This window comes from Anaerococcus sp. Marseille-P3625 (genome assembly GCF_900232825.1).
Lineage (GTDB): Bacteria > Bacillota > Clostridia > Tissierellales > Peptoniphilaceae > Anaerococcus.
Genome location: NZ_OCTP01000009.1, coordinates 104,699 through 121,226, shown reverse-complemented (window position 1 = coordinate 121,226; position 16,528 = coordinate 104,699). Strand labels below are relative to the sequence as shown.

General features: G+C 31.9%; 16 protein-coding genes and 1 other annotated feature. Of the genes, 6 read left to right on the top strand and 10 right to left on the bottom strand.

All coding sequences use genetic code 11. From position 1 onward, the window contains the following. Positions 1-33: 33 nt before the first annotated feature. Positions 34-618 carry an HD domain-containing protein gene (locus CS884_RS01180; protein WP_099320271.1) on the top strand — a complete coding sequence of 195 codons (585 nt, stop codon included), beginning with the start codon at positions 34-36 and terminating at the stop codon, positions 616-618. 61 nt (positions 619-679) lie between these two features. Next, positions 680-1,888, top strand: a complete 1,209-nt coding sequence (locus CS884_RS01175) for a C40 family peptidase (protein ID WP_099320270.1) — start codon at positions 680-682, stop codon at positions 1,886-1,888. A 47-nt stretch (positions 1,889-1,935) separates the two neighbouring features. Here the strand turns inward: CS884_RS01175 and CS884_RS01170 are convergent, their stop codons facing one another. The 4 genes from CS884_RS01170 to CS884_RS01155 all read right to left on the bottom strand — a co-directional run bounded on the left by CS884_RS01170 (position 1,936) and on the right by CS884_RS01155 (position 5,457). Then, positions 1,936-2,895: a DUF1002 domain-containing protein gene (locus tag CS884_RS01170; RefSeq protein ID WP_099320269.1), complete on the bottom strand. Its 960-nt coding sequence runs from the start codon at positions 2,893-2,895 to the stop codon at positions 1,936-1,938. Between the two features lie 8 nt (positions 2,896-2,903). Continuing rightward, the gene (locus tag CS884_RS01165; protein ID WP_099320268.1) at positions 2,904-3,692 is read right to left on the bottom strand and encodes an Mrp/NBP35 family ATP-binding protein; all 789 of its coding nucleotides are present in this window, start codon (positions 3,690-3,692) and stop codon (positions 2,904-2,906) included. A gap of 179 nt (positions 3,693-3,871) precedes the next feature. Then, positions 3,872-4,891, bottom strand: a complete 1,020-nt coding sequence (locus CS884_RS01160) for a PTS transporter subunit IIC (protein ID WP_099320267.1) — start codon at positions 4,889-4,891, stop codon at positions 3,872-3,874. Between the two features lie 68 nt (positions 4,892-4,959). Next, positions 4,960-5,457, bottom strand: coding sequence for a transcription repressor NadR (locus CS884_RS01155; protein WP_099320266.1), 498 nt, complete (start codon positions 5,455-5,457; stop codon positions 4,960-4,962). Positions 5,458-5,526: 69 nt separating this feature from the next. Then, positions 5,527-5,761 (top strand) — a binding site (T-box leader). Between the two features lie 63 nt (positions 5,762-5,824). On the opposite strand from CS884_RS01155, the gene CS884_RS01150 reads away from it, so the two are divergent. From CS884_RS01150 to murJ, 4 genes are read left to right on the top strand one after another with little or no spacing between them, the layout of a single operon-like run. After that, a complete protein-coding gene (locus CS884_RS01150) occupies positions 5,825-7,411 on the top strand; it encodes an ABC transporter substrate-binding protein/permease (RefSeq protein ID WP_099320265.1) in 1,587 nt (528 codons plus the stop codon). Next, complete coding sequence (locus CS884_RS01145) at positions 7,398-8,132, top strand: amino acid ABC transporter ATP-binding protein (protein ID WP_099320264.1); 735 nt, start codon at positions 7,398-7,400, stop codon at positions 8,130-8,132. Before CS884_RS01150 ends, CS884_RS01145 begins: the two co-directional genes overlap by 14 nt. An 8-nt stretch (positions 8,133-8,140) precedes the next feature. Next, positions 8,141-8,653, top strand: coding sequence for a hypothetical protein (locus tag CS884_RS01140; RefSeq protein ID WP_099320263.1), 513 nt, complete (start codon positions 8,141-8,143; stop codon positions 8,651-8,653). Beyond that, positions 8,650-10,164, top strand: coding sequence for a murein biosynthesis integral membrane protein MurJ (gene murJ, locus CS884_RS01135; RefSeq protein WP_099320262.1), 1,515 nt, complete (start codon positions 8,650-8,652; stop codon positions 10,162-10,164). Before CS884_RS01140 ends, murJ begins: the two co-directional genes overlap by 4 nt. Before the next feature lie 28 nt (positions 10,165-10,192). On the opposite strand, the gene pepT is transcribed toward murJ, so the two are convergent. The 6 genes from pepT to CS884_RS01105 all read right to left on the bottom strand — a co-directional run bounded on the left by pepT (position 10,193) and on the right by CS884_RS01105 (position 16,518). After that, positions 10,193-11,470 carry a peptidase T gene (gene pepT / locus CS884_RS01130; protein WP_099320261.1) on the bottom strand — a complete coding sequence of 426 codons (1,278 nt, stop codon included), beginning with the start codon at positions 11,468-11,470 and terminating at the stop codon, positions 10,193-10,195. Between the two features lie 66 nt (positions 11,471-11,536). Further along, the gene (locus CS884_RS01125; RefSeq protein ID WP_099320260.1) at positions 11,537-12,814 is read right to left on the bottom strand and encodes a hypothetical protein; all 1,278 of its coding nucleotides are present in this window, start codon (positions 12,812-12,814) and stop codon (positions 11,537-11,539) included. A 9-nt stretch (positions 12,815-12,823) separates the two neighbouring features. After that, positions 12,824-14,194, bottom strand: a complete 1,371-nt coding sequence (locus tag CS884_RS01120; RefSeq protein WP_099320259.1) for an ABC transporter permease — start codon at positions 14,192-14,194, stop codon at positions 12,824-12,826. After that, positions 14,181-15,206 (bottom strand): COG1361 S-layer family protein, encoded by a 1,026-nt coding sequence (locus CS884_RS01115; RefSeq protein ID WP_099320258.1) that lies wholly within the window; start codon positions 15,204-15,206, stop codon positions 14,181-14,183. Before CS884_RS01115 ends, CS884_RS01120 begins: the two co-directional genes overlap by 14 nt. Next, the gene (locus CS884_RS01110; protein ID WP_099320257.1) at positions 15,190-15,909 is read right to left on the bottom strand and encodes an ABC transporter ATP-binding protein; all 720 of its coding nucleotides are present in this window, start codon (positions 15,907-15,909) and stop codon (positions 15,190-15,192) included. The genes CS884_RS01115 and CS884_RS01110 overlap by 17 nt, the downstream gene beginning before the upstream one ends. Before the next feature lie 165 nt (positions 15,910-16,074). Continuing rightward, the gene (locus CS884_RS01105; protein ID WP_099320256.1) at positions 16,075-16,518 is read right to left on the bottom strand and encodes an 8-oxo-dGTP diphosphatase; all 444 of its coding nucleotides are present in this window, start codon (positions 16,516-16,518) and stop codon (positions 16,075-16,077) included. Positions 16,519-16,528: the final 10 nt, after the last annotated feature.

The window sequence follows — 16,528 nt, the reverse complement described above, 5'->3', positions numbered from 1 at the left end:
GATTAGATGATAAAATATTATAAAGGAGCTATTATGAGAATAGTTGATATTATAAGAAAAGATGCTTGGATAAATGACTATGATTTCTTTGGAGAATTTAGGAAATCTAAATATTTTTCCATACTATTGGATACTTATGAAAATTTGAATACAGAAATCTTATTTAAAAGCAAAGTTCACGGTCAAGGCCATATAGAAAGAGTGATTTTATTTTCAATGCTTTTAGCTTGGTATTATGAACTAGATAATGACGATACAGATTTAATGCGCTATGCAGCAAGCCTTCATGATATAAGCCGCGAAAATGATGGCTATGATACAGAACATGGAAAGCGCGCTGCGGATATTTGTCAAAAATATGCTAAGATAAAGCAATCCGATATTCCTTTGCTAAAAGCCATAATTACCAGCCATTCAACTGATGATAGCTTGATGGAAGAGGTAATAAAAAGCTATGAAATAAAGGATTTTGATAGGGCCTTATTTTTGGCAAAACTTTTTAAAGATGCCGACGGCTTAGATAGAGTCAGAATTAACTGGCTAGATGATAAATATCTTAGAAATGATTTTTCAAAAAATTCTGTCGATTTTGCCTATGAACTTTTTGAAAATTACTGATTTTATTGACATAAAAGTTTTTATCTTATAAAATAATATTGTAATATTCTGGGAGAGATAAATGCCAAAAAATTCAAAAAAAATCTTGGCTTTTCTAGTTTTTGCTCAACTTTTGTTAGTTGGAAATTCTAAATCTTATGCTGACATGATAATCTTAAATAAAGATACAACTCAGGGAGTTAATGTCAGGGAAAAAAAGGATAATGATAGCAAAATATTAGGTGGCATTGAAGATTTTACTGCTTATGAAATAAAAAATGAATCAGATGATTGGTATGAAATTGATTTTAAGGGAAAAACCGCTTACGTTGGCAAAACTTGGTTTTTTAAGCTAAATCATACAAGTTTGATTAACGAATCAGACTTAAAAGAAGAACCAAAGGATGATTCAAAAAATATTGTAAATTACAAACTTCAAGCTAATTCCAAAGTCAACATATTAGAATTTGATGAAGAAAGTGATTATGTCAAAGTTTCCTATGATGAAGACTTTTTGGATAACAAGAAAGTAAATTTTGTAAATATCAACGAATTAATCAACACTGATTTATTCGACGATCTTCCATCTGAAAATCAAAGCAAAGAAATTAACACAATTACTTTAGATGATTCTAATGATAATATGGATATTCCTAAGGTAGTAACCCTCAATAATCATCCAGAAACTGTTGAAATTTCAGATTCCATAAATAAAGCAACTGGATATATTAAATTATCTGATCTTGCAATTTCTAAAAAAAGCAAAGAAGAACTAGAAGAATTTAAAAATTATTATAAACAGATAAATGACCATATAAAGGCTAAATTAGAAGAAGAAAGTAATAACCAAGCCTACACACTTGAAACCACTCAGTATTTTAATACTGAAACTTTTAACAATGTTCAAACTTATGATATTCCTGTAAGTGGAAATCCTATTGGAGTAGAGCTTTATAATTGGGCATGTCAATTTCTCGGCAGACCTTATGTATGGGGCGGAACAAATCTTTACAACGGCATAGATTGCTCAGGCTTTACCATGAGAATTTATGAGCAAGCAGGAATTGGACTTCCACATTTTGCCCAAAGTCAGCAAAGATACGGAGTAGAAATTCCATTTGGTTATGAAATGGCTGGAGATTTGGTATTTTTTGGAACAAGTCTTAATAATATAACCCACGTTGGAATGGCAGATGGCAACGGAAATATGATCCACGCATCAAGCCCAAGAGTTGGAATTATAATAAGTCCAATCAGAAATCCAATTTCAATAAAAAGAATTATTCAATAAAAAATAAGGCAGTGTATAATCACCGCCTTATTTTTTTAATTATAAATTTATTTTCCAGAAAATATTTTTCCTATTGAATCTACAATTGATCTTAAAAAGTTTAAGAATGAATCAAGCAAACCGCTTTCTTGAGCCTTATTTACTACTTCATCTATGGAATCCTTGTTATTTTTATAAAATTCGCTGGCATTATTTGCTAATTCGTTGCCAAATTTGATTAGATTTTCCTTTACTTCTTTGCTATCTATGGCTGAAGTGTCCTGATATTTGCTAAAAAAGTCTATCAAAATATTTATGTTGTTATCTGATAAGATATTTTCTAGATTTACATTTTTTAGGGCATCGTTAATGAAAATTCCAATTTGCTCGCTGCTAGCAGTTTTGCCAGTTTTTTCCTTGTATTCTGCTAATTTTTGTTTAACTTCAATTATAACTTTGTCTAATTCTTTTGGGTCAAAGCCTTCTTTGCCTTTGTTTTGATCTGATATTTCTATTACAGTTTTTAGCTCATCTTGAGCAGTTTGTGCTCTCTTTGGGTCGATTTTTTCTCCTTTAGCATTTAGAGCTTTATAAACTCCTGCTAAAGCAGATTCACCTGTTACAGGCTTTGGACTTGCCACAAAAATATCTGCATTGGTAATTCCTGCTGTAATTGCAGCGTTGGTATATTGGCCATTGGTTATTTTTGTGATGTTATTTGGAGTAACTATATTTACTCTTATGCCTGAATTTTCATCTAGGTACTTGATATAAACTGAAGAAATCATGTTGCCATCTAGGGCATTAATTCCCAAATATCCACTGGCTTCTTTGCCATTTACGCTTGAATAGTTTACATTATCATTTGCTTTTATACCAAAAGCTTGGTTAACTTGATTTTTTTCGTCTTCATTTAAAGCTATGCCATAAATTACATCGTCGATTTTTCCACTATTTGTACTAGCTTGTGAGATTGATGGTGTTAGGATAAATATGGCTAGCAAAAATGCTAATATTTTATTTTTCATATATGCTCCTATAATTTTTCAATTTTTTCTATCATTGGATCTAGTTCTTTTATATCCATATCTTCGATTAGACCCTGGTCAATTTTTTGGGATATTAAAGGATTGATTGGTAATTTTATAAGCGTATCGATTGAAAATTTCTCGCTTACTTGTTCAATTTTGCTATCGCCAAAAATTTTGTGTTTGCTACCGCAATCTGGGCAAAGAAAGTAGCTCATATTTTCTACTATTCCAATTATATTTTTGCCCATCATTTTTGCCATTTTTAGGGATTTTTCTACAACCATTCCTACCAAATCTTGAGGAGTTGCAACTGCAATTACTCCATCTATTGGAATTGATTGGAAAACTGTAAGTGGAATGTCGCTTGTTCCAGGTGGCATATCGATTAATAAATAATCGAGCTTTCCCCAATCAACGTCAGAATAAAATTGCTTGATAACTCCATTTACAATTGAAGCTCTCCAAACAACTGGATCTGTCTTGTTAGGCAAAACCATATTTATGGAAATAATTTTTATCCCATCGCGACTTAGGCCTGGACCTATCAAGCCATTTTCTGTAGCTTTTACATTTTCATTTATGCCAAAAGCTTGAGGAATTGAAGGTCCTGTTACATCAGCATCAAAGATGCCTACCTTATAGCCCTTCTTGTTTAATTTATTTGCTATCATGCTTGTTACAGATGATTTACCAACACCACCTTTACCACTCATTATAGCTATGGTATGACCAATAGAAGATCCTTCATTTAGTTTTATTTTAAATTGGTCGAAATTTCTATTTTTTTCTGTCATTATGACTCCTTTTTTAAAATTTGTAATTATATTATATTGTTGTTTTGATTAATTACAATAATTTTAAGATATTTAAAAATAGATTAACTTAATTATAAATTAATTCGTGTTAAGATTAGATAAAGAAAAAAGCCATTAATATATCTTAAGTTGTTAAGAAAATATTAATAGCTTATAAATTAAAAATCTATCTTCATATCTCCATCTTTTATCAGACCTTTTTGATGCATTATTTTATAAATGCCAAAGCTTATAAGAGCTGGTAAGATAAAGTGCATAAGCAATATTTCTCCTAAAAGTATTGGCAAATTTCTTGATCCTGCCATGGTATTTATCATTGAAATTTGACCAACAAGACCGCTTGTACCCATGCCAGAACCTAAAGGAGAATTTTCCATTTTGAAAATCAAAGTCGATATTGGCCCTAAAATTGCCGCTGCTATGGTTGGAGGTATCCAAATTTTTGGATTTTTTATGGTATTTGGAACTTGAAACATACTTGTTCCCAAACCTTGAGCAAGAAGTCCTTCAAAACCGTTATCGGCATAACTTATAACTGCAAAGCCAATCATTTGAGCAGAACATCCTGCAGTTGCTGCTCCTCCAGCTAGTCCTGATAGAGATAACATCATACAAATTGCAGCTGAAGAAATTGGAAGAGTTAGGGCAACTCCTACAAGAACTGCTACAATTATTCCCATCAAAAACGGTCTAAGCTCTGTAGCTTTCATTATAAGATTTCCAAGAGCATTCATAAAACCAGCAACTCCTGGTCCTATCAAATCTCCAACAAAAATTCCAACCAAAATTGTAATTGCTGGAGTAATAATTATATCTAATTTCGTTCTTTTTGATACAAGTTTTCCAAATTCTGTTCCAAAAACACTGGCAACATAAACTCCAACTGGTCCTCCCAAATCGTATGCTCCAATTCCTACAATCGTTATGGCAAATAAAACCAAATTTGGAGCTTTAAGAGCATAGGCAATGGAAACTGCTATGGCTGCTCCTGTGGATTTGCCTATCAAAGGCCAAATTCTTTCTGTCAAAAAACTTATATTTAAACTATTGCCGATCGAATTTAAAATTGTTCCGACAAGTAAAGATGCAAAAAGTCCAAAGGCCATGGCTCCTAGGGCATCTATAAAATATGTATGAGCTGATAAGCTTATATTTTGTTCTTGTAAATATTTTTTCATAATATCCCCTTTTTTTGTGATGGTAAAAGTATACCACAAAAAAAGATTGATGTATATACACCGGGAAATTAATTTAGATAGCCTTTTTCTCTTAGAGCTTCTTCGATTTTTTCTAAATCGTCAAGACTTTTTGCACTTATTGTGTGAAAATGAACGTCTTCTGTTAGTTCTTTGAGAGGTTTTGTTTTTGTCATATTTTTTACAAAATTATTGACCCCATTTCTAGAATGGATATCCAAATTTTTCTTTATCACTCCATAGACTGGATGATTAATAAAAACATCAATGACTACCCCACCATTATCAACAATTGTATTTAGCTCATCTTTTATATCTTTATCTTCATGTTTTGTTTCGATTATTTTCTTATATTCCGTCTTATTTTCGATTTTATATCCTTTATTTGTGGAAATTATATCAAGGCCAAAAGCTTTTAATAGAGAAATATCTTTTACTATAATTTGTCTTGAAACAGAAAATTCTTTGGCAAGAGTATCTCCGTTTATTGGATTTTCAGCCTTTTGAAGGATATCTATGATTTGTTTTTGTCTTTGACTGATTTTCATTTTTCCCTCCTTTTTTATTAATATACTACATTTTACTTGACAAAAGTTTTTATTAATCGTATCATTAGAAAAACAACATTGAAAAGAAGAGTAACTAGGATAATAAATTTACAGAGATTCCTTACTGGTGAAATTAGGAAAATGAATTACTTGGTGAAAAAAGACTTGGAGTTGCTTTGAGGATTTTTTATGATTCAAAGACGGGATTTGCCCGTTATAGCAAAAGAGTATGAATGTACTTAGTAAGGTGCATATTGTAAAATGTGCATGAATTTGGGTGGTAACACGGCCTTTCGTCCCATGGGATGATTATAGGGCGTGTATTTTTTTATACTTTTTTAGCCCAAAAAAGAAGAGGAGAGAAAAAATGAAAAAGTTAAAGAGATTTTTGTTAAGTTTATTAGTTATGATTATGACTTTTGCAAACATAAGTTTTGCAAGCTCAAATGAAAAAAATGTCCTAAGAGTAGGAATGGAAGTAAATTATGCTCCATATAACTTCTCAGAGGTGGATGATAGTAAGGGAGGAGTCCCAGTCAAAAATTCCCCGGGCGAATATGCCAACGGCTATGATATTGCAATAGCAAAAAAAGTAGCTGAAAAATTAGGCATGGATTTAGAAATTTATAAGATCGATTGGTATGGTCTAATTCCAGCCCTAACCAGCGGGAAAATCGACATAATTATCGCAGGTATGAGTCCAACAGCAGAAAGAAAAGAACAAATTGATTTTACCGATTCTTATTATGACGCCCAAGTTGGAGTAATTTTAAAAAACAACTCAAAATATAAGGATGCAAAATCCATCAATGATTTTGTTGATGCAAAAATTACCGGCCAATTGGGAACTTATCACTATGATCTACTTGACCAAATGCAAGGAATAAAAAAAGAACAAGCTCTTGATTCTTTCCCAACAATGATCGCCGCAACCAAAGCAGGCACAATCGATGGTTATGTATCAGATAAGCCAGGAGCTGAAAGTGCAATGACTTCAAACCCTGACTTGATATTTGTATCTTTTGAAGAAGGAAAGGGCTTTGAAGTTGACGAATCTTTAACTTCAATTTCAGTTGGAGTTAAGAAAAATTCAGAACTTACTCCAAAAATAAATGAGGCCTTAAAAGATATTTCCCCAGAAGAAAGAGAAGAAACCATGAAAGAAATGGTTTTATTAACCACAGAAGATGGAAATGCTAATGAAAATCCAACTTTCCTAGATGAAATGTCTAGTATTTGGGAAAAATATTCTTCACTTTTCCTAAGTGGTATCGTAAATACGCTATTTATAGCTATACTTTCTACCCTATTGGGATTTTTGATTGGACTACTTGTTGCAATTATTAGAAAAATTGAAGTTAGTAAAGTTAAAAACAAACTTGCCTACACTTTACACAAAATTGTAAATTTCATTTTAGCAGCCTATGTGGAAATTTTCCGTGGAACGCCAATGATGGTTCAATCAGTAATAATATTTTATGGTCTAAAACAATATTTTGATATTGATTTATCCACTATGTTTGCAGCAATTTTGATAGTTTCTATAAACACCGGAGCTTATCTATCAGAAGTTGTTCGTGGTGGTATAAACTCAATTGACAAAGGACAATTTGAAGCTTGCAAGGCCTTAGGAATGACACATTTTCAAACGATGAATAAAGTTGTAATTCCACAAGCTGTAAGAAATATCCTCCCATCTTTGGGCAACGAATTTGTAATAAATATAAAAGATACTTCAGTATTAAACGTAATTTCAGTAACAGAATTATTCTTCATGAGTAAATCTGTTGCAGGATCTACCTACCAATACTTCCCAACTTATTTAATAACTGCAATAATTTACTTTATCTTAACATTTGCAGTAACAAGAATTATTTTATTAGTTGAAAATAGAATGTATGGAAGAGAATTTGTCTATGAATCATCAACAGGAGCAAAAAATGTCAATAATTAAGGTAAATAATTTAGAAAAAAGATTTGGCGACAATTTAGTTTTAAAAGATATAAATTTTGCCATAGAAAAAAACGAAGTAGTTTCAATAATCGGATCATCAGGATCTGGAAAATCAACCCTATTAAGATGTCTAAACTTATTAGAAAATCCAACCAGTGGACAGATTTTGTATGAAGGCAAAGATATCCTTTCCCACAATTTTGACGAAAGATTATATAGGTCACAAGTTGGCATGGTTTTTCAAAACTTTAACCTTTTTGAAAATAAAAACGTCCTAGACAATTGTACTTTGGGTCAAGAAATAGTTTTAAAAAAATCAAAAGAAGAATCCAAAAAAACTGCCATGGAATTATTAACGACAGTAGGCATGGAAAAATTTGTAAACCATAAGCCTTCACAACTTTCCGGTGGCCAAAAGCAAAGAGTTGCCATAGCTCGTGCATTGTGCATGAATCCTAAAGTTTTATTATTCGATGAGCCGACAAGCGCTCTTGACCCAGAAATGGTTGGAGAAGTATTGGAAGTTATGACAAAATTAGCCAAATCTGGAATTACAATGATAGTTGTAACTCACGAAATGGATTTTGCTAGAGATGTTTCAACTAGAGTTTTATTTATGGATAAAGGTATAATCTTAGAAGATGGCAAGCCTGAAGAGATCTTTAACAATCCAAAAAACGAAAGAACTCGTGAATTCTTGTCAAGATTTTTAAACAATTAGGAGATTAAATGCAAGATTTAGTTGAAATATACTCATCAGATGAAGATTCTTTTGCCGTAGGATCAATAATTTATGAAAATTCCAATAGGCTTTTTGCTCATTTGGTAGATGACCAAGGCAAAATCGATGGCTATTTGCTATTTGATAAAAAAGCCATAAGAAAAATCGAAAAAAATACCGAATATCTAAAAAAATTGAGTAAATATATGGATTTTTGGGGAAATATTTCCATAGGTAATTCCGACAATCCAATTTATAAATCAAAGCCTGATTTTATAGATTTGATAAAATATGCCAAAGAAAACCATAAAATTATAACCCTTGCCACAAGTTTTGACTATTATGATAGCATTTGTGGCTATGTAAATTCTTTTACAGAAAATTTAGTAAAAATCGATGCTATAAATCAATCAAACGCCAAAGTTTTTGACCAATTCGAAATTTCAATAGATCAGATAATAACCTTAGAAATAGAATCTATAGATAATTTTCTTTTAGGATATGCTAGCAAAAAATTATGAATGACACTTTACTTTTAATGATATTAAATTTAATTGGAAAAATCTTCTCATTTGTCCGTGAGATGATTTTTTCTTTTACCTATGGAACAGGACCAATTACAGATGCCTTTAACACTTCTACAACAGCAGCAACGCTGATATTTTCTGTAATAACCTACGCCCTAAGTAAAACTTACATTCCCTCATACAACGAAATATACAAAAATAAGGGAGAAAAAGAAGCCGATATTTTTACCAACAAGCTTTTAAATTTCATGCTTTTTCTAACATCAGTAATTATGATTTTGGGCCTAAGCTTTGCACCTTTTGTAGTAAAATTATTTGCAGCAGGTTATAGTGGGGAAAAATTGCAAATTGCATCGACCTTTATGAGAGCTGTAATTTTAAGCATCTATCCTAATGTCTATGCGGCGATTATGTCCGCTTACTTGCAAGTAAAGGGAGATTTTTTAACCCCAGCCTTGCCATTGGTTATTTTAAATATAATTCTTGGCATAACGATCTTAATATCCAAGGGTAATGTCAAAATAATGGCTTTTGGAATATTTTTAGCTTATTTGTTACAATATTTTATGTTTCCGATAGCTTTAAAAAAATCAAATTTCAAGAGAAAAAGAAAATTTTACCAGATGGATGAAAGTATCAAAAAAATCTTAATCCTATCTCTACCAACAACCTTTACCATGGCGGCAGTTTATATTTCAACCATAGTTGACCAATCATTTGCATCGCTTGTCGCTCCTGAAGGTGGGGTTTCTATAATAAATTACGCCCTAAAAATTCTTAGGATTGTAAGTTCTACTTTTATAATCCCCTTTCAAATAACCGCCTATCCGATAATAGGAAAATTAGTTGCAAATGGCAAAATGAACGAAATGAAAGATTTGATAAGCAAAACTTTGGTAAAGATAATGACCTTGTTTATCCCATCAATAATTGGTCTTATGATCTTATCAAAGCCTATAATAACTTTTGTCTATTTTAGAGGAGAATTTACCTACCAAGATATGATAATGACAAGCCAGGTTTTATTTTACTATAGCCTTTATCTAATCGGCCCAGCTTTGGCTGATTTGCTTTATCTATCATTTTTCTCCAATCAAAATACGAGAATACCAACGATTATTTCCTTTATCCAACTAGGAATAAATATAATTTTGGACTTTACTTTATCAAGAATTTACGGACTAGTTGGTCTTGCCCTTGCTACGACAATCAGCCAATTTTCAGCTGTAATAATAGCCTTTATTATGTATAAGAAAACTTATGGCAATCTTGATTTTACCTATATTGGAAAAAATATATGCAAATTATTAATTGGAGGGGCATCTCTTGGAATATTTGCAAAATTTTTCTTTTCTCTAAAACCATCAAACATCTGGCTTTTACTAACAATAGCACTTTCCGCTGTAATTTATCTAAGTCTTATATATCTACTAAAAGTTGATGGAATAGAAGAAATTATTCAAGCATTTAAAAACAAAATAGCAAAGAAAAGGAGCGCAAAATAGCGTTCCTTGTTTTTTAATTATTAAAATTTTATCTGATTTCTACTTTTATAAAGTTCTTAAAATCTACTTTCTCTCCTCTCATCAATTCCAAAGTAACCAAAAATGACTTGTAAAAACTATCCATTGGCAAAAATTCTTTGTTTGAATGGAAGTTGTGGGCTCCTGTAAAATAGTTTGGTGTGAAAATTCCTCTTGTTGATAGGTAGGACCCGTCAGTTCCTCCTCGCATTGGAATAATTATTGGCTCTATCTGTAATTTTTTGTAAATTTCTTTTAGATTTTCTATGGCAACTTTGTTTGTTTCATCAATTGAATCGGCTATATTTGAATAAACATCTGTAATCTCGATTGAAATTTCTGCTTTCTTGTATCTTTCTTTTAATAGGTCTACTGCTTGGATAAGGTATTTTTTGCTGTCTTCGAATTTTTCCTTATCGTGATTCCTAATATTGAAATCTACTCTACAATTTAGGACATCTGAATTAATGTCTGTTATCCACACATAACCTTCTCTATTTTCGGTATTTTCTGGCATCTTATTTCTATCGAGCATATTGATAAAATCATGGGCTATCATTATTGGATTAACAAGCTTTCCCTTAGCAGACATTGGATGAGCAGAAACTCCCTTGATTTTTAAGATACCGCTTGCTGCATTAAATGTTTCATAGATTAATTCTCCAAGCTTGCAGCAATCAATTGTGTAGGCGTAAGAAACTTTAAATTTTTCAAAATCTATCTTTCTTGAGCCTCTTAGGCCAATTTCCTCATCTGGGACAAAGGCTACATAAATTTCTCCATGATTTATTTGCGGATTTTCTTTTAGATACCACAAGGCAGTCATAATATTTGCTATTGCAGCCTTATTGTCTGCTCCCAAAACTGATTTGCCATCTGTAAGTATTATATCATCGCCCATATAAGAAAGAATTTCAGAATTTTCTTTTGTGGAAAAAATTATTTTTTCTTCCTTATTTAAGATAATATCTTTGCCATCGTAGTTTTTTATTATTTGAGGGTTGATTTCATCTGATAAACCGACATCTACAGTATCAAGATGGGCAACCCAGCCTATTGGAGCTTTTTCAGATCCTCTTTTTGGAAGTCTAGCTTGAAGAACTCCGTATTGGTTGATTTCTATTTGGCAAAGTTCTAAGTCTTCCAATTCTTTTTGTAAAAGTTTTGCTAATTCCAATTGTCCCACACTTGATGGAATATTTTCATTTTTTTCGTCAGATTGGCTTGAAATTCTCAAGTATCTTAAAAAATTTTCTTGTAATTTTTCTTTTATTATTTTTTCATTCATTTTAACTTTCCTTATTTTTAGGATTTTATGCGAAAAAATCACAGACTTTGCTGTGATTTTTCTTTCTTATAAGTCAAGATCTAAAGATTTAACTTCTTTGTCTTTATTTAGATAATAAAGTTTGCCATCAAAAAGTTTTAAGCCTCTAATATCTTGATTAAATATTTCTTTTTGGCTATCGATATCGATAATTTTTAGATGACTTAAGAAATGATCAAGTGGGCCATCTCCCTTGGCATCAACACCTGTAAAATAGAAAATATTGTTGCCAATAAATTCTTGAGATCCCATTTCTGCCCACAAAAACGGGAATTTTTTGCCATCTACATAAATATTGTCGTTATCTGCACGTCTAATGTGCCAGCTTGCCTTGCCATTTTCAAAGTTTTTTTGACCAAAAAGATATTGCAAGCCAAAATCTTTTTCTATTAATTCTGCTTTTTGATCATAACCTTTATTTAGATCTAGCTTATACAAATCATAATTGTAAATATCTTCGCTATCTTTGTCAGTATTTGATGTATATTGAATTTCTCCTTGGATTAGAGCAATGGTTCCAGTTGCTATTCCAACAGTCGCTTGGTAATCAAAAACTTTGCCCTTAGCTAAATCAACTACCCCAATAGCAGATTTGTCAGAATCCATCTCATCAATTCCTTGTTCTTCATTGTAACTTGTATAGGTGTGGAAACCGTAAATTTTATCCCCTATCATCCCTAAAGGCCTAAAATCTTCGCCTTTTGGAAATTCAAAAAGAGTAGTTTTTTCTTTGCCAGTAACTTTTATAATCTTAGCTTTAGGAGATGAAATATTTGATTCTACCAAAATATTGTTGGTGTATTTTACATAATCATAGAATTTATTTCTTTCTTCTGGTTTGGTATTACCCTCTACATCAACCATTTCTCCATCTTCATTTAATCTAACTAAAGCTGATGCTGGCAAATAGAAGTAGTCATTTTTGCTAACTTTGCTTGATTCTTTTTCGTTTTTTTCTTCTTTAGATTTTTTGTCTTTATTATCTTCGTCTTTTACTTTCTTATATTTATCTTCTTTGTCGTCATCGTCAGATTTTTTTACATCTATTTCAACTTTTTTATCCTCTGAAGAATCTTCTTTTGTATCTTTATCCTTTTTCTCATTTTCAAAGGATTTTATTTTATTTTCGTCATTTTCCTCATTTTCTTTGATATTTTCAGCATGTTCTTCTTTTTTTGAAAGATCAATTTCGTCATTTGCTGTTTTTGAACTAATTTCATTGTTAGAATAATCTTTCTGATTAGAAGAATTTGTGCATCCTACCATTATTAGACTCAAAATTAAAATAGATATATATTTTTTCATTTTTTCTCCTTACTCTGCGCGCAAAGCATCTATAGCCGATAGCTTCGTTGCTCGTCTTGCTGGCAAATATCCTGCAAGAACTCCTACCAAGGCTGAAAATAAAACTCCGACTAAACCAAGCCAAAATGGGATTATAACAGCTGGCCCGCCTCCTGCAGAAAACATGGATTCACTGCCTGATAGAACTTTATTTAGAAAATAAGCTGCAACTAGAGAAATTATTAGTCCCAAAATTCCACCAAAAAATCCTATAAAGCCAGATTCAATCAAAAACATGGTCTGAACATCAGATACACTTGCACCGATAACTTTCATAACGCCAATTTCTTTTTGACGTTCATAAATACTCATTATCATGGTGTTGATAATTCCTATGGCAGAAACTATAAAAGCAATAGAACCTATGCCTCCTAGAATTAACATAATGGTTCTTGTTTGATTTTCAACTTCTTCACTTGCTTTAGCCATAGAATTTGTTGAATATCCTAGCTTTTTGATCTCCATTTCTGCATCTTTCACATTTTTTGTGCTATCTATAACAACCGAAACACTATCATAAACGATTTTGCCCGAAGTTTCTTTTATAGGATTGCCCTCTTTGTCATAAGATTGGTTCATCGTTGGATAGGCGAGTTTTTCATCTTCTTTTTTTAACTTATTATATGTTGCTTCATTCATATATGAGTTATAACCTGTAAGAATTGAACCTTGGGCAAGTTTACCAGAAATTTTTGCTGGAATTTCCACTACTTGTGGCTTGCCCTTGTTTGGATCATCGGGATTATCCTCATTTCCAAAGTTTACCCCATCATCTTGACTATCATCTTTATAACCCAAAGAAAATATGTATTTATGAGCATTATAGTCAAAATTTTCATCAGGTTCATACCAAGTATCCGCCCCATGTTTTGTTTTTGTCATCGCTGATGCATTAGTCCCTAAAAGTATAGAAGAATCATCGCTTGTCTTTGGAATACTTCCCCATTCCAAATCTTCCTTTTTTAAAAGTTTAAAGACATCATCTGGTATTACTTGAAAGGAACCGTCCAGTTGATATTGATCGCTATCATCAACTTTCATTTCCAAATACACATTTTTTGATGGAATGACAGAGTTTACATGGTCTATTTTTTTTAGGTCATTTATAAGTTTGGCATCAACTTTTAAGCCATCTGGAGAATCGTTATATATTTGTATAGTTGTAAGTCCTTGAAGAGATTCGATCATTTGCTTTTGACTTGCTGTTATGCCTTCTGCAAAGGCTAGCATCAGGATGATAGATGTTGAACCTATGACAACTGATAAAATTGTTAGTATAGTTCTAGATTTACGACGCCATAGGTTTCTTAGGGCCATTATAAATCTATCAGTTATCTTCATCTTCTATAATCAACTCCTCGTTTTTCTTATTTTTTCTTTTCTTATAAATTAAAGCTCCAACAAGGGCGATAATTGCTATTATTCCAACCCAGAAAAATGGAGATGTAAATATAGATCCTCCATTATCAGCTCCTTCTGGTGGATTTGCTTGATCAGCTGGAATCATCTCTCCAGTATTTGGATCTTGGACCATACCTTCTTCGGCTCCTCCCATATTCATATTCATAGCATTAGCTGTGAAATTTTGAGTTTGGGTGTGGACATTTCCTGCTGAATCTTCATAGGTGATTAGAATTTTTCCTTCAACATCTCCTTCTCTTTGTGGGGTAATATTAAAGGTAAATTCTTCCGTAGATCCTGTTTTAAAATTTCCTATAAATCTTCTATCATTATCAATTGTAAAGCCCTTGCCAATTACATCGCACATAAAGGTGTTTAGATTATCTTTTCCAGTGTTGTAAATATTTACAGAAACTGCTGTTTGTTGGCCTACCACAAGCTCGTCGTGCTTTACATTGCCTATGGTAACATTTGCTCTTTGGACAACTGGAATTCCAATTGCTTCTTTGGTTTGATATTGGTTGCCCCAATAATCTTCATATTCTAAGGTAAGTCCAATTACATAATTTCCAGCAGCAGAATTTGGATTAACTCCCATGTTTATGGTTCTTGTGGCAGTATTCCAAGGATACAAAGCTGCTACATAAAATGAATTTGATCTATTCATAGGTGTAAATACAGATCCATCACTTACTAAGGCAGTATTATCTCCACTTGCTTGTGGTTGAGATTGCAATTGTTGATCTATGCTTACTTTTAAGTTGTAGATTGTATTTTTTGCATTTGTGTTATAAAGAGTGAAGGATAAGGTAAAATCATTACCTGCTTCTACAGTTTGTGGTGTAATTGAATAATTTGAAATAATCAATTTAGGTTGATTTTTCATTTGTACTGTTGGAGTTTGATCACTTGTATCTTGAATTTCGTTTGTTTTGTTATTGTTTGTTGACATCTAAAACCTCATCAATTGTTAAATTTTTGTGTATTTTTTCTATCTTTCCATCTCTCATAAAAAGAGTTCTATCGGCAAATTCAGTCATCTCGTCATCATGAGTTACCATGATAAAAGTCTGATTGTTTTTCTTTGTAATATCTTTTATCAGTTTCATAACCTCAAAGCTGGTTTTTGTATCCAAATTTCCCGTTGGCTCATCTGCAAAGACTATCTTTGGCGTGCCTACAAAGGCTCTTGCTATGGAAACTCTTTGCTGCTGACCACCAGATAATTCATTTGGTTTGTTGTTCATCCTGTTGCCAAGACCTACCTGATTTAAAATTTTATAGGCTTCTTTTTTTCTTTCTTCTTTTCCCAAGCCTTTAAAAGTTAGGGGCAACGATACATTTTCCCAAGCTGAAAGATAGGGCAAAAGATTATAGGATTGAAAGACAAAACCAATATTAAGATTTCTAAATTTGGTGATTTCTGTTTCTTTTAGCTCATTTAGGGTGATTTTCCCATACTTTATAGAGCCTTTCGTGGGTCTTTCAAGACCTGCTAACATATTTAAAAGGGTCGATTTGCCAGAACCTGATGTCCCCAAAAGGGCAATAAATTCTCCCTTATCTATATCTAAGTCTATCCCATCTAAGGCCTTGATTATGTTATTTCCTACTTTATAATATTTTTTTAGATTACGCACTTGTATTAGTGACATATTTTTCTCCAAGCCTTATTTCGTTGATTTATTGTAAATTTGATTACAAAATAGTGTTACATAAGATATGGTACACTGTTTTATCAAATTATATCATTAGTAAAAATAAATTTCAATATTTTCCTATTATTTTTTTAATATTATCTTAGAATTGCTACCTTAACTTTAGAAATATTTTATCTTATCATTTATCAAATCCCAGTGAATTTCTTGATATTTGCCCTCATAGATTGCTAAAATTTTATCCATTGATAGGCTCATTCCTTGCATTTTTTTAAAATCCTCGTAGTTAATCCAAGAAAGTTTGCCCTCTCTATTATCTCTTATCAATTCTCCCCTAAAATCAGTAGTTTCGTACAAAAATCCAACATCTATAAAGTCTTGGCTTTCCCAGCTTATTAGTCCACAATATTTCAAATTGTTAATATCAAGTCCTGTTTCTTCTTTGGCCTCTCTTATGGCTGATTCTATTAAACTTTCGTTTTCTTTGCGCTTTCCTCCAGGAAAAGTCAGACCTTCCCAGCCCTCTTTTTTGATTTTGTCTAAAACTACAACTTCATTGGTTTTTTCATTTACAATTTTTACCATATTCATTAGTCGAATTTTCATATTTTCTCCT

Excerpts from the sequence above, each read along its gene's own strand:
- CS884_RS01120 (WP_099320259.1), bottom strand. The coding sequence starts at position 14,194 with ATGAAGATAACTGATAGATTTATAATGGCCCTAAGAAACCTATGGCGT.
- CS884_RS01175 (WP_099320270.1), top strand. The coding sequence starts at position 680 with ATGCCAAAAAATTCAAAAAAAATCTTGGCTTTTCTAGTTTTTGCTCAA.
- CS884_RS01180 (WP_099320271.1), top strand. The coding sequence starts at position 34 with ATGAGAATAGTTGATATTATAAGAAAAGATGCTTGGATAAATGACTAT.
- CS884_RS01160 (WP_099320267.1), bottom strand. The coding sequence starts at position 4,891 with ATGAAAAAATATTTACAAGAACAAAATATAAGCTTATCAGCTCATACA.
- CS884_RS01165 (WP_099320268.1), bottom strand. The coding sequence starts at position 3,692 with ATGACAGAAAAAAATAGAAATTTCGACCAATTTAAAATAAAACTAAAT.
- CS884_RS01155 (WP_099320266.1), bottom strand. The coding sequence starts at position 5,457 with ATGAAAATCAGTCAAAGACAAAAACAAATCATAGATATCCTTCAAAAG.
- CS884_RS01170 (WP_099320269.1), bottom strand. The coding sequence starts at position 2,895 with ATGAAAAATAAAATATTAGCATTTTTGCTAGCCATATTTATCCTAACA.
- CS884_RS01115 (WP_099320258.1), bottom strand. The coding sequence starts at position 15,206 with ATGTCAACAAACAATAACAAAACAAACGAAATTCAAGATACAAGTGAT.
- murJ (WP_099320262.1), top strand. The coding sequence starts at position 8,650 with ATGAATGACACTTTACTTTTAATGATATTAAATTTAATTGGAAAAATC.
- CS884_RS01150 (WP_099320265.1), top strand. The coding sequence starts at position 5,825 with ATGAAAAAGTTAAAGAGATTTTTGTTAAGTTTATTAGTTATGATTATG.
- CS884_RS01110 (WP_099320257.1), bottom strand. The coding sequence starts at position 15,909 with ATGTCACTAATACAAGTGCGTAATCTAAAAAAATATTATAAAGTAGGA.
- CS884_RS01140 (WP_099320263.1), top strand. The coding sequence starts at position 8,141 with ATGCAAGATTTAGTTGAAATATACTCATCAGATGAAGATTCTTTTGCC.
- CS884_RS01125 (WP_099320260.1), bottom strand. The coding sequence starts at position 12,814 with ATGAAAAAATATATATCTATTTTAATTTTGAGTCTAATAATGGTAGGA.
- CS884_RS01105 (WP_099320256.1), bottom strand. The coding sequence starts at position 16,518 with ATGAAAATTCGACTAATGAATATGGTAAAAATTGTAAATGAAAAAACC.
- CS884_RS01145 (WP_099320264.1), top strand. The coding sequence starts at position 7,398 with ATGTCAATAATTAAGGTAAATAATTTAGAAAAAAGATTTGGCGACAAT.
- pepT (WP_099320261.1), bottom strand. The coding sequence starts at position 11,470 with ATGAATGAAAAAATAATAAAAGAAAAATTACAAGAAAATTTTTTAAGA.